Source organism: Pseudomonas sp. KCJK9016 (assembly GCF_046231795.1).
Lineage (GTDB): Bacteria > Pseudomonadota > Gammaproteobacteria > Pseudomonadales > Pseudomonadaceae > Aquipseudomonas > Aquipseudomonas bananamidigenes.
In genome coordinates, this window is the sequence record NZ_JBJJMM010000010.1 from 86,640 (window position 1) to 98,284 (window position 11,645).

At 61.6% G+C, this 11,645-nt stretch carries 12 protein-coding genes; all 12 read left to right on the forward strand.

The window, feature by feature from the left end:
• The first annotated feature begins 8 nt into the window (after window positions 1–8).
• Complete coding sequence (gene fliF, locus ACK6BI_RS12040) at window positions 9–1,796, forward strand: flagellar basal-body MS-ring/collar protein FliF (RefSeq protein WP_260522696.1); 1,788 nt, start codon at window positions 9–11, stop codon at window positions 1,794–1,796.
• A complete protein-coding gene (gene fliG, locus ACK6BI_RS12045; protein ID WP_065260773.1) occupies window positions 1,789–2,808 on the forward strand; it encodes a flagellar motor switch protein FliG in 1,020 nt (339 codons plus the stop codon). The genes fliF and fliG overlap by 8 nt, the downstream gene beginning before the upstream one ends.
• Window positions 2,809–2,812: 4 nt before the next feature.
• Window positions 2,813–3,619 (forward strand): flagellar assembly protein FliH, encoded by an 807-nt coding sequence (gene fliH, locus ACK6BI_RS12050; protein ID WP_409317230.1) that lies wholly within the window; start codon window positions 2,813–2,815, stop codon window positions 3,617–3,619.
• Window positions 3,609–4,967, forward strand: coding sequence for a flagellar protein export ATPase FliI (gene fliI / locus ACK6BI_RS12055; protein ID WP_065260771.1), 1,359 nt, complete (start codon window positions 3,609–3,611; stop codon window positions 4,965–4,967). Before fliH ends, fliI begins: the two co-directional genes overlap by 11 nt.
• A gap of 6 nt (window positions 4,968–4,973) precedes the next feature.
• On the forward strand, window positions 4,974–5,423 hold the full coding sequence (fliJ, locus tag ACK6BI_RS12060) for a flagellar export protein FliJ (protein WP_065260770.1): 450 nt from the start codon (window positions 4,974–4,976) through the stop codon (window positions 5,421–5,423).
• A gap of 101 nt (window positions 5,424–5,524) precedes the next feature.
• Window positions 5,525–5,830, forward strand: a complete 306-nt coding sequence (locus tag ACK6BI_RS12065) for an STAS domain-containing protein (RefSeq protein WP_409317231.1) — start codon at window positions 5,525–5,527, stop codon at window positions 5,828–5,830.
• Window positions 5,831–5,835: 5 nt separating this feature from the next.
• The gene (locus tag ACK6BI_RS12070; RefSeq protein WP_409317232.1) at window positions 5,836–7,539 is read left to right on the forward strand and encodes a SpoIIE family protein phosphatase; all 1,704 of its coding nucleotides are present in this window, start codon (window positions 5,836–5,838) and stop codon (window positions 7,537–7,539) included.
• A gap of 30 nt (window positions 7,540–7,569) precedes the next feature.
• Window positions 7,570–7,917 (forward strand): Hpt domain-containing protein, encoded by a 348-nt coding sequence (locus tag ACK6BI_RS12075; RefSeq protein ID WP_409317233.1) that lies wholly within the window; start codon window positions 7,570–7,572, stop codon window positions 7,915–7,917.
• Between the two features lie 105 nt (window positions 7,918–8,022).
• On the forward strand, window positions 8,023–9,402 hold the full coding sequence (locus ACK6BI_RS12080; RefSeq protein WP_409317234.1) for a flagellar hook-length control protein FliK: 1,380 nt from the start codon (window positions 8,023–8,025) through the stop codon (window positions 9,400–9,402).
• Between the two features lie 208 nt (window positions 9,403–9,610).
• Window positions 9,611–10,114 carry a flagellar basal body-associated protein FliL gene (gene fliL, locus ACK6BI_RS12085; RefSeq protein ID WP_065260765.1) on the forward strand — a complete coding sequence of 168 codons (504 nt, stop codon included), beginning with the start codon at window positions 9,611–9,613 and terminating at the stop codon, window positions 10,112–10,114.
• Window positions 10,115–10,123: 9 nt separating this feature from the next.
• Window positions 10,124–11,092: a flagellar motor switch protein FliM gene (gene fliM, locus ACK6BI_RS12090; protein WP_003222890.1), complete on the forward strand. Its 969-nt coding sequence runs from the start codon at window positions 10,124–10,126 to the stop codon at window positions 11,090–11,092.
• Between the two features lie 56 nt (window positions 11,093–11,148).
• Window positions 11,149–11,607: a flagellar motor switch protein FliN gene (fliN, locus tag ACK6BI_RS12095; RefSeq protein ID WP_085710472.1), complete on the forward strand. Its 459-nt coding sequence runs from the start codon at window positions 11,149–11,151 to the stop codon at window positions 11,605–11,607.
• Window positions 11,608–11,645 lie beyond the last annotated feature (38 nt).

Here is an 11,645-nt window from a genome sequence, read left to right on the forward strand (position 1 = left end):
ATTGAGTCATGGCAGAAGCAGTCGCCGATAACGTTCCGGCCAAGGCCACCCCGATAGACGGCAAACCGCCGCTGTTCGGCCTGTCCTTCCTGGAAAACCTCTCCGAGATGACCATGCTGCGTCAGGTAGGCCTGTTGGTCGGGCTGGCCGCGAGCGTGGCGATTGGCTTTGCCGTGGTGCTGTGGTCGCAGCAGCCTGACTACCGGCCTCTGTACGGCAGTCTGGCCGGTATGGACGCCAAGCAGGTCATGGATACCCTGGCCTCCGCCGACATTCCCTACACCGTCGAACCGAATTCCGGCGCCTTGCTGGTCAAGGCCGATGACCTGTCCCGTGCGCGGCTCAAGCTCGCGGCCGCTGGTGTCACTCCCAGCGACGGCAACATCGGTTTCGAAATCCTCGACAAGGAACAGGGTCTGGGCACCAGCCAGTTCATGGAAGCGACTCGCTATCGTCGCGGCCTCGAAGGCGAACTGGCCCGCACCATTTCCAGCCTGAACAACGTCAAGGGCGCCCGCGTTCATCTGGCGATTCCGAAAAGTTCGGTATTCGTGCGTGACGAGCGCAAGCCAAGCGCTTCGGTTCTGGTCGAGTTGTACTCCGGTCGTTCGCTGGAGCCCGGCCAGGTCGTTGCCATCATCAACCTCGTGGCCACGTCCGTACCCGAGTTGAGCAAGTCGCAGATCACTGTCGTCGACCAGAAGGGTAACCTGTTGTCGGATCAGGCGGAAAACGCCGAAATGACCATGGCCGGCAAGCAGTTCGATTACAGCCGCCGCATGGAAAGCATGCTGACCCAGCGTGTGCACAATATTCTGCAACCGGTTCTGGGCAATGATCGCTACAAGGCTGAAGTGTCGGCCGACATCGATTTCAGTGCTGTTGAATCTACCGCCGAGCAGTTCAACCCGGATCAGCCGGCGCTGCGCAGCGAGCAGTCGGTCAATGAGCAGCGCACCGCCAGCAATGGCCCGCAAGGCGTACCGGGTGCCCTGAGCAACCAGCCGCCGTCGCCGGCTTCTGCACCGCAGACCACTGGTGGCGCCCAGGCTTCGACCGGCATGGTCCAGCCAGGCCAGCCGCTGGTTGACGCCAACGGTCAGCAGATCATGGACCCGGCCACCGGCCAGCCGATGCTCGCGCCGTATCCGGCGGACAAGCGTCAACAATCCACCAAGAACTTCGAACTCGACCGTTCCATCAGCCACACCAAGCAGCAGCAGGGTCGCCTGAATCGCCTGTCGGTGTCGGTAGTGGTGGACGATCAGGTCAAGATCAACCCGGCCAACGGTGAAACCACCCGTGCGCCATGGAGCGCCGACGAATTGGCGCGCTTCACCCGTCTGGTGCAGGACGCCGTCGGCTTCGATGCCAGCCGTGGCGACAGCGTCAGCGTGATCAATATGCCGTTCTCCGCCGAGCGCGGCGAAGTGATTGCCGACATTCCGTTCTACTCCCAGCCATGGTTCTGGGACATCGTCAAACAGGTACTGGGTGTGTTGTTCATCCTGGTGCTGGTGTTCGGCGTGCTGCGTCCGGTGCTCAACAACATTACCGGTGGCGGCAAAGGCAAGGAACTGGCCGGCCTGGGCAGTGACGTGGAACTGGGTGGCATGGGCGGTCTGGACGGTGAACTGTCCAATGATCGCGTCAGCCTTGGCGGCCCGACCAGCATTCTGCTGCCGAGCCCGAGCGAAGGCTATGACGCTCAGTTGAACGCAATCAAGAGTCTGGTGGCAGAAGACCCGGGTCGTGTGGCCCAGGTCGTGAAAGAGTGGATTAACGCAGATGAGTGATAACCGAGCCGCCGTCGCCAAACTGTCCCGGGTCGATAAAGCCGCGATCCTGCTACTGTCCCTGGGTTCGACCGATGCTGCACAAGTGCTGCGCCACATGGGCCCGAAAGAGGTTCAGCGGGTCGGTGTGGCCATGGCCCAGATGGGCAACGTCCACCGTGAGCAGGTCGAGCAGGTCATGAGCGAGTTCGTCGACATCGTTGGCGACCAGACCAGCCTGGGCGTCGGCTCCGACGACTACGTGCGCAAAATGCTCACCCAGGCCCTGGGCGAAGACAAGGCCAACGGCCTGATCGACCGCATCCTGCTGGGGGGCAATACCAGTGGCCTCGACAGCCTGAAATGGATGGAACCGCGCGCCGTAGCCGACGTGATCCGTTACGAACACCCGCAGATCCAGGCGATCGTGGTCGCGTACCTCGATCCGGATCAGGCCGGTGAAGTGCTGGGCAACTTCGACCACAAGGTGCGTCTGGACATCATCCTGCGCGTCTCGTCGTTGAACACCGTTCAGCCGGCTGCACTGAAAGAATTGAACCAGATCCTCGAGAAGCAGTTCTCCGGCAACTCGAATGCCTCGCGCACCACACTGGGTGGTATCAAGCGGGCGGCGGACATCATGAACTTCCTCGACAGCTCGATCGAAGGCCAGCTCATGGATTCGATCCGCGAAGTCGACGAAGACCTGTCCGGTCAGATCGAAGACCTCATGTTCGTGTTCAACAACCTGGCCGATGTCGACGACCGCGGTATCCAGGCGCTGCTGCGCGAAGTGTCCTCCGATGTGCTGGTGCTGGCCCTCAAGGGGTCGGACGAAAGCGTCAAGGAGAAGATTTTCAAGAACATGTCCAAGCGTGCTGCCGAACTGCTGCGCGACGACCTCGAGGCCAAGGGCCCGGTGCGCGTCAGCGACGTGGAAACGGCGCAGAAGGAAATCCTCACCATCGCCCGCCGTATGGCCGAAGCCGGAGAAATCGTGCTCGGTGGCAAGGGCGGCGAGGAAATGATCTGACGCCATGCTCAAGAACGACGACGAAGTGACGGACCTGATCCGTGCCCGGGACGTTCGTGGCTTCGATACCTGGGCCTTGCCCAGCTTCGATCCGCCGGCGCCTGAACCCGAGCCTGAACCGGAACCCGAACCGCCGGAGATGGAAGAAGTGCCGCTGGAGGAAGTCCAGCCACTGACCCTCGAAGAACTCGAAAGCATCCGTCAGGAGGCTTACAACGAGGGTTTTGCCATCGGTGAAAAGGAAGGTTTCCACAGCGCTACCCTCAAGGTGCGCCAGGAAGCCGAAGTGGTTCTGACGGCCAAGGTCAACAGCCTCGAGCAATTGATGGCGAACCTGTTCGAGCCCATCGCCGAGCAGGATACCCAGATCGAGAAGTCGCTGGTCGACCTGGTGCAGCACATCGCCCGTCAGGTCATCCAGCGCGAGCTGGCCATCGACTCGACGCAGATCGAGCACGTCATGCGCGACGCCCTCAAGTTGTTGCCGCTGGGCGTGGGCAATGTGAGGCTGTACGTCAATCCGCAGGATTTCGAGCAGGTCAAAGCGCTGCGCGAACGCCATGAGGAAACCTGGCGGATCGTCGAGGATGAATCGCTGTTGCCGGGCGGTTGCCGGGTCGAGACTGATCACAGCCGGATCGACGCCAGCATTGAAACCCGTGTCGGTCAGGTCATGGCCAAGCTGTTCGATCAGTTGCACGAACAGGCACTGCACCCGGCTGAACCGGATCTGAGCCTGGACTTGCCGGAAACACCGAAACCGGCCCCTGTCACTGACGAGCCGCTCGCGGACGCCCCCGATGCGCCTTGAACGCACCAGTTTCGCCAAGCGCCTGAGCACCTACGCCGAGGCCACTGAAATCGCCGGCGCGCCCATTCTTGAGGGGCGCCTGCTGCGCATGGTCGGCCTGACCCTCGAAGCCGAAGGTCTGCGCGCCGCCATGGGCACGCGCTGTATGGTGATCAATGACGACACCTACCATCCTTCTCAGGTTGAAGCCGAAGTCATGGGCTTCTCCGGCAGCAAGGTGTTCCTGATGCCGGTCGGCAGCGTTGCCGGTATTGCGCCGGGTGCCCGTGTGGTACCGCTGGCCGATACCGGTCGTCTGCCGATGGGCATGAGCATGCTCGGTCGCGTGCTGGATGGCGCCGGGCGGGCGCTGGACGGCAAGGGCGGCATGAAAGCCGAAGACTGGGTGCCGATGGATGGCCCGACCATCAACCCGCTCAACCGAGACCCGATCAGCGTTCCGCTGGATGTCGGTATCCGCTGCATCAACGGTTTGTTGACGGTTGGTCGCGGCCAGCGTCTGGGGCTGTTCGCCGGTACCGGTGTCGGTAAATCCGTCCTGCTGGGCATGATGACTCGCTTCACCGAGGCCGACATCATCGTCGTCGGTCTGATCGGTGAGCGGGGACGAGAAGTCAAAGAGTTCATCGAGCACATCCTCGGTGAAGAAGGCCTCAAGCGTTCCGTGGTGGTCGCATCACCGGCGGACGACGCGCCACTGATGCGTCTGCGCGCGGCAATGTACTGCACGCGCATCGCCGAGTATTTCCGCGACAAGGGCAAGAATGTCCTGTTGCTGATGGATTCCCTGACTCGTTTTGCCCAGGCCCAGCGGGAAATCGCCCTGGCCATTGGCGAACCGCCGGCCACCAAGGGTTATCCGCCATCCGTGTTCGCCAAACTGCCGAAACTGGTGGAGCGCGCCGGTAACGCGGAGAAGGGTGGGGGCTCGATCACAGCGTTTTATACCGTACTGTCCGAGGGCGATGACCAGCAGGATCCGATTGCCGACTCGGCGCGGGGCGTGCTCGACGGCCACATCGTGTTGTCCCGGCGTCTGGCCGAAGAAGGTCACTACCCGGCCATCGACATCGAAGCCTCGATCAGCCGGGTGATGCCGGCCGTGGTGCCGCCGGCTCATATGACCCGGGCACAGTTCTTCAAGCAGTTGTGGTCCCGTTATCAGCAGAGTCGCGACCTGATCAGCGTCGGCGCTTATGTTGCCGGTGGGGATCGCGAAACTGACCTTGCCATCAGTCTGCAACCGCAGCTGGTCAGATATCTGCGCCAGGGTCTGAACGAAAGCATCAGCCTGGGCGAAAGCGAGGCGTACCTCGAAACCATCCTCGCCCCTGCGACCGGCGGGTAACCGGCCATGGCCCTGAGCCGCGCCGCGCGTCTGGCACCGGTGGTGGAAATGGCCGAGAAGGCAGAGAAAACCGCCGTGCAGCGCCTCGGGTATTTCCAGGGGCAGGTGAAGGTGGCCGAGAGCAAGCTCGCCGACCTGCATGCCTTTCGTCTGGATTATTCCGAGCAATGGATCGTGCGCGGCAGCACCGGCGTGACCGGGCAGTGGCTGCTCGGGTTTCAGGGCTTTCTGACCCAGCTCGATACGGCGGTCGACCAGCAGCGACAAAGCCTGCAGTGGCACCAGAACAACCTGGACAAGGCCCGTGAGGCCTGGCAACAGGCGTTCGCCCGGGTCGAAGGCTTGCGCAAACTCGTACAACGTTACCGTGACGAAGCTCAACGGGCTGAAGACAAGCGCGAGCAAAAGCTGCTGGATGAACTGTCACAGCGCCTGCCGCGTCGCGACGTTTATTGACGGGCGGATCTCTGACATTTGCCGGCGTTTTCCCGCCTTGCTCATGGCCCCTGCAAGTGCTAAACCTTGTACACGTCCGTCAATGACAAGGAAGCCAGTACATGTCAGTCGTTACAGAAGTCTCTCCCGATGGCCAAAAACTGACGATCTCGATCAAGGGGCGATTCGATTTCGGTCGCCATCAGGAGTTTCGCGAGTCTTACGAGCGGCTCGACAGGAAACCCGATTCCATCGTGGTGGATCTGAAGGACGCCACTTACCTCGACAGCTCGGCCCTGGGCATGCTGCTTCTGTTGCGTGATCACGCTGGTGGCGACGAATCGGACGTGCGCGTGGTCAACAGCAATTCGGATGTGCGCAAGATCCTCGCCATTTCCAATTTCGACAAACTGTTCGACATCAGTTGACGGCCATGCAGCCGCAGGAGCCGCTGACGATCCTGATTGCCGAAGACAGTGCCGCTGACCGGCTGCTGTTGTCGACCATTGTCCGCCGTCAGGGGCATGCCGTTCTGACCGCCGCCAATGGCGCCGAAGCGGTCGAGGTATTTGCCGGCCAGCAGCCGCATCTGGTGCTGATGGACGCCATGATGCCGGTCATGGATGGCTTTGAAGCGGCGCGGCAGATCAAGGTGCTGGCGGGTGAAAACCTGGTACCGATCATCTTCCTCACGTCGCTGACCGAAAGCGAGGCCTTGGCGCGCTGTCTGGAGGCCGGTGGCGACGATTTTCTGGCGAAGCCTTACAACCAGGTGATCCTGTCCGCCAAAATCAAGGCGATGGACCGCTTGCGGCGTCTGCAGGCCACGGTTTTGCAGCAGCGTGACCTGATCGCTCGGCATCACGATTACCTGCTCAACGAGCAGCGGGTTGCCAAGGCCGTGTTCGACAAGGTCGCGCATTCCGGTTGCCTCAGTGCGCCAAACATTCGTTACCTGCAATCGCCGTACGCGTTGTTCAACGGCGATCTGTTGCTGGCGGCCTATACGCCTGCGGGCGACATGCACGTGTTGCTCGGGGATTTCACCGGCCACGGCCTGCCGGCGGCCGTGGGCGCCATGCCGCTGGCGGAAGTGTTCTATGGCATGACGGCCAAGGGTTATGGCCTGGCCGAGACCCTGCGGGAGATGAACGCCAAGCTCAAGCGTATTCTGCCGGTGGACATGTTCTGTTGTGCCACGCTGCTGTGCCTGAGCTTTCAGCGCCGCAGCGTGGAAATCTGGAACGGCGGCATGCCTGATGGTTATCTGCATCGCATCGCCACGGGGGAGCGGGTGCCGCTGGCGGCGCGGCATCTGCCGCTGGGAGTGCTGACTCCTCAGGCATTCGATGATCGCACCGAGGTCTTCTCGATGGCAGTGGGTGACCGCGTTTTTCTGCTGTCCGATGGTGTGATCGATACGTGCGATGCCAACGATCAGCTGTTTGGCGTCGAGCGCCTGCAGCGGGTGTTTGCCGACAATCGCCAGCCGGACCGCCTGTTCGCCGAAATCGAGCAGGCCTTGCAGGATTTTCGCGGCGAAGCCCGGGACGATGTGAGCATGCTCGAAGTCAGTCTGCTGGACGTGGCGCAAGTCAATCCACCGGCTCCGGTGTATTCCGACAGCGGTCAGTCCTGCCCGCTGGACTGGTCGGTGAGTTTCGAATTTCGCGGTGCCACGCTCAAACGCTTCAATCCGTTGCCGTATCTGTTGCAATTGCTGCTGGAGGTACACGGCCTGCGCAGCCAGAGCGGAGCGTTGTACAGCGTGCTGGCCGAGCTTTACTCCAATGCGCTGGAGCACGGCGTGCTCGGGCTGGATTCCAGCCTCAAGCGCGATGCCGCGGGGTTCGCGCGGTATTATGAACAGCGCAACAGGCGTCTGGATGCCTTGCAGGATGGTTATGTGCGCGTGCATCTGCAGGTCCGGCCGGAGGGCGAGGGTGGTTGTCTGGTCGTGCGGGTCGAAGACAGCGGCAAGGGGTTTGACGTGGCGCGGGTGATGGCGCGGCCGTTGGACGATGTCCGTCTGTCGGGGCGTGGTGTCAGTCTTGTCCGGCAATTGGGCAGAAACCCGAGCTGGTCCGACGACGGCCGCAGTGCTCGCGTGGAGTTTTTCTGGGAGGCTCTGGCATAATCCACGGATTCTTGATCAAGGAGTGAACAAGTGACTGATGTCTGTGTTGATCGCGACGTGCTGAGCGCGTTGCAAGAAGTCATGGAGAATGGCTATCCGGAATTGCTGGATACCTTCCTGGCCGATTCCGAGGCCCGCCTGCGCGAATTGCAGAAAACAGCAGATGCCGATGCGTTGTCGTCGGTGGCCCATAGTTTCAAGGGCAGCAGCAGCAACATGGGCGCGACTCGTCTGGCCGCGCTTTGTCAGGAACTGGAGCAGCACGCCAGAGACAAGAGCCCCTCCGAAATCCTCAAGCTGGTGGCTGAAATCCACGACGAATTCGCGGATGTGCGCCCCGTCTATGAAGCCGAGCGACAGCGCTCACCTGCCCATTGAGTCGTCCGTCCGGCGCTTTTGTCAGGTTCCGGACAAAACTGGCCCGGCACTTGCAGTCATCTCGTTCATCTGTACCTACGATCCCAGTGCAGCGGAGACCGTGCCATGCCTGCAACCCCTAACATTCTTCTTCAGGCCGCCGCCCAGGCCAAGGCGCAAACCGCCTCCGCCAAATCGTCTGCGGTGGCCGCAGGGCCCGGGGACAAGGCTTCCAGCTTCGCTCAGGTGTTCGCCGATCAAGGGCAGAACAAGCCTGCCGTGACGATCGACAACTCGCCCAAACCCGCACGTGACAAGGATGTTGGCAGCGTCGGCAACAAGGATGCCGGCAAGGATCAGTCTGCCGCCCCCGCGCCGACGGTTGCCGATAGCGGCAAAGCCTTGCCCGCCGACAACACGTCGTCGACGCCTGCGGATGACAAGGTCGCCGGCAGCGACGATACCTCGGACACCCCGGCCGCTCCGGTGGCTGATACCACCCCTGTGGTGGATCCGACGCTTGATCCGGCGCTGATGCAGGTCGTGCAACCGGTGGTCACGCCGCCGGTGGTGGCGGCCCCCGTGGTCGAGGCTCCGGTGAAGCCCGAGACCCCGGCTCCGGCGGTTGCGGCATTGCCGGCTGCGGCCACCGCTCCGGCTCCAGCCATTGACAGTGATTTCGATCCCGAGGCCGATCCGCTCGATGCGCTGCCGGTGCTGCGCATGGCGATGGAGCAGAGTGGTCACATTTCCGCTTCCAGCCAGTCGCAACCCAAGGCGGCGTCTGCCCAGGTCCAGGCCGATGGCGACCTGACTTCGGCGCAGACGTTTGCTGCCGGCATGGCCAGCATGCTGGATGTGCAGGCTGACAAGGACAGCACCAGCCAGGGCGGTGAAAAGGCCTTCAGTGGCCTGATCGATGAGGGTCTGAAAGACTTGAAGTCCGCCACCAGCGATACCCGCGTGGATGATTTCGCCAACCGTCTGGCGGCACTGACTCAGGCGGCCACTCCGAAAACCGCCAACGCCGTACCGGTGAACCAGCCGATCGCCATGCATCAGAACGGCTGGACCGAGGAAGTGGTCAACCGCGTCATGTACCTGTCGAGCAACAACCTGAAGGCTGCGGATATCCAGTTGCAGCCGGCCGAGCTGGGACGTCTTGATATTCGTGTGAACATGGTGCCGGACCAGCAGACCCAGGTGACGTTCATGAGCGCTCACCCGAGCGTGCGCGAAGCGCTCGACGGTCAGATGCATCGCCTGCGTGACATGTTCACCCAGCAGGGCATGGGCCAGGTCGATGTCAATGTTTCCGACCAGAACCGTGGCTGGCAGGGCCAGGGCCAGGGCCAGGAACAGGCGCAGCAGCAGACGGGGCGCACCAGTGCCGCTGGTGGTCGCCTGGACTCCTCGGAAGAAGAGTTGACGTCTGCGGCCGTGGCTGAAGCCGCGGCTCAAACCACCCAGGTGATCGGCTCCAGCGCCGTCGACTACTACGCCTGATACAACGCAACATCCCCTGTGGGAGCGAGCCTGCTCGCGAATGCGATTTAACATTCAACATTAATGTCGACTGTTATGACTCATTCGCGAGCAGGTTCGCTCCCACATTGGTTTGGGGCTCTCCCATACGCTCCGACACTTCTGGCATAACACTTGCTCTTGCCTTGCCGTGCGACTGTGAAAACCCGATTAGTGACGGATTATTGGCATGGCGAAGAGCGAAGCAGCAGCAGTAAAAGACCCCGCAACCAAAGGCAAACTCAAGATGATCATTGCGATCGTGCTGGGGTTGCTGCTGGCCATCGGCGCGTCTGTGGGGGCGACCTGGTTCTTTATGCACAGCGCCCAGAGCAAGCCTGCGGCTGCCGTGGAAACCGCTCCGGTCGGCAAGCAGCCGGCGATTTTCGAGCCGATGGCACCGGCCTTCGTGGCCAATTACAACCAGAACGGTCGTCAGCGCTACATGCAAGTGAGCATCACCATGCTGGCGCGCAACCAGGCCGATCTGGACGCGCTCAAAGTGCACATGCCGGTGATCCGCAACAACCTGGTGATGCTCTTCTCCGGTCAGGACTTCGCCACGCTGGCAACCCCGGTCGGCCAGGAGATGCTGCGCCAGAAAGCCACGGCCAGCGTCCAGGAAGTGGCGCAGAAAGAGCTGGGCAAAGTGGTGATCGAACAGTTGCTTTTCACTAATTTCGTATTGCAGTAGGAACACGACATGGCCGTGCAGGATCTGCTGTCCCAGGATGAAATCGACGCGCTGTTGCATGGTGTCGACGATGGTCTGGTACAGACCGATAACGCTGCCGAACCCGGCAGTGTCAAAAGCTACGACCTGACCAGCCAGGATCGCATCGTCCGTGGACGCATGCCGACTCTGGAGATGATCAACGAGCGTTTTGCCCGTTATACCCGCATCAGCATGTTCAACATGCTGCGCCGCTCGGCGGACGTTGCCGTCGGTGGCGTGCAGGTGATGAAGTTCGGCGAATACGTGCACTCGCTGTACGTGCCGACCAGTCTGAACCTGGTCAAGATCAAACCCCTGCGCGGCACCGCGCTGTTCATCCTGGACGCCAAGCTGGTGTTCAAACTGGTGGACAACTTCTTCGGCGGCGACGGCCGTCACGCCAAGATCGAAGGGCGTGAATTCACCCCGACCGAACTGCGTGTGGTACGCATGGTGCTGGAGCAGGCGTTCGTCGATCTGAAAGAAGCCTGGCAGGCGATCATGGAAGTCAACTTCGAGTACATCAACTCGGAAGTGAACCCTGCCATGGCCAACATCGTCGGCCCGAGCGAAGCGATCGTGGTTTCCACGTTCCACATCGAACTCGATGGCGGTGGCGGCGACCTGCACGTGACCATGCCGTACTCGATGATCGAGCCGGTGCGTGAAATGCTCGACGCCGGTTTCCAGTCGGACCTCGACGACCAGGACGAGCGCTGGGTCAACGCCCTGCGCCAGGACGTGCTGGATGTCGACGTGCCGATCGGCGCCACCGTGGCTCGCCGCCAGTTGAAACTGCGCGACATCCTGCACATGCAGCCGGGTGACGTGATCCCGGTCGAAATGCCGGAAGACATGATCATGCGCGCCAACGGCGTGCCGGCCTTCAAGGTCAAGATGGGCTCGCACAAAGGCAACCTCGCGTTGCAGGTCATCGAGCCGATCGAGCGCCGCTGAAGCGGCGCCACACCCCTTACGCCTTTAACTGAATTGTTGCCCGCCGAGGACAAATGATGAACGACGAAATGAACGCCCAGGACGATCAGGCACTGGCCGATGAGTGGGCTGCCGCCCTGGAAGAAACCGGTGAAGCCGGGCAGGCCGACATCGACGCGCTGCTCGCCGCCGACGCTGGCGTTTCGAGCTCCAACCGTCTGCCGATGGAAGAGTTCGGCAGTGTGCCGAAGAGCAACGAACCCGTGAGTCTGGACGGTCCGAATCTGGACGTGATCCTCGACATCCCGGTGTCGATCTCGATGGAAGTGGGCAGCACCGACATCAACATTCGTAACCTGTTGCAACTGAACCAGGGTTCGGTGATCGAGCTCGATCGTCTGGCCGGTGAGCCGCTGGATGTGCTGGTCAACGGCACCCTCATCGCTCACGGTGAAGTGGTGGTGGTCAACGAGAAGTTCGGCATCCGCCTGACCGACGTGATCAGCCCAAGCGAACGCATCAAGAAGCTGCGCTGAGTGAAAAAGGTTCTGTGCTCCTTGCTGGCCGCCGTGCT

What these genes read in the sequence shown, in the direction of transcription:
- fliI (WP_065260771.1), top strand. Translation starts at nt 3,609, where the DNA reads ATGCGCCTTGAACGCACCAGTTTCGCCAAGCGCCTGAGCACCTACGCC.
- ACK6BI_RS12070 (WP_409317232.1), top strand. Translation starts at nt 5,836, where the DNA reads ATGCAGCCGCAGGAGCCGCTGACGATCCTGATTGCCGAAGACAGTGCC.
- fliN (WP_085710472.1), top strand. Translation starts at nt 11,149, where the DNA reads ATGAACGACGAAATGAACGCCCAGGACGATCAGGCACTGGCCGATGAG.
- fliF (WP_260522696.1), top strand. Translation starts at nt 9, where the DNA reads ATGGCAGAAGCAGTCGCCGATAACGTTCCGGCCAAGGCCACCCCGATA.
- ACK6BI_RS12065 (WP_409317231.1), top strand. Translation starts at nt 5,525, where the DNA reads ATGTCAGTCGTTACAGAAGTCTCTCCCGATGGCCAAAAACTGACGATC.
- fliH (WP_409317230.1), top strand. Translation starts at nt 2,813, where the DNA reads ATGCTCAAGAACGACGACGAAGTGACGGACCTGATCCGTGCCCGGGAC.
- ACK6BI_RS12080 (WP_409317234.1), top strand. Translation starts at nt 8,023, where the DNA reads ATGCCTGCAACCCCTAACATTCTTCTTCAGGCCGCCGCCCAGGCCAAG.
- fliL (WP_065260765.1), top strand. Translation starts at nt 9,611, where the DNA reads ATGGCGAAGAGCGAAGCAGCAGCAGTAAAAGACCCCGCAACCAAAGGC.
- fliJ (WP_065260770.1), top strand. Translation starts at nt 4,974, where the DNA reads ATGGCCCTGAGCCGCGCCGCGCGTCTGGCACCGGTGGTGGAAATGGCC.
- fliG (WP_065260773.1), top strand. Translation starts at nt 1,789, where the DNA reads ATGAGTGATAACCGAGCCGCCGTCGCCAAACTGTCCCGGGTCGATAAA.
- fliM (WP_003222890.1), top strand. Translation starts at nt 10,124, where the DNA reads ATGGCCGTGCAGGATCTGCTGTCCCAGGATGAAATCGACGCGCTGTTG.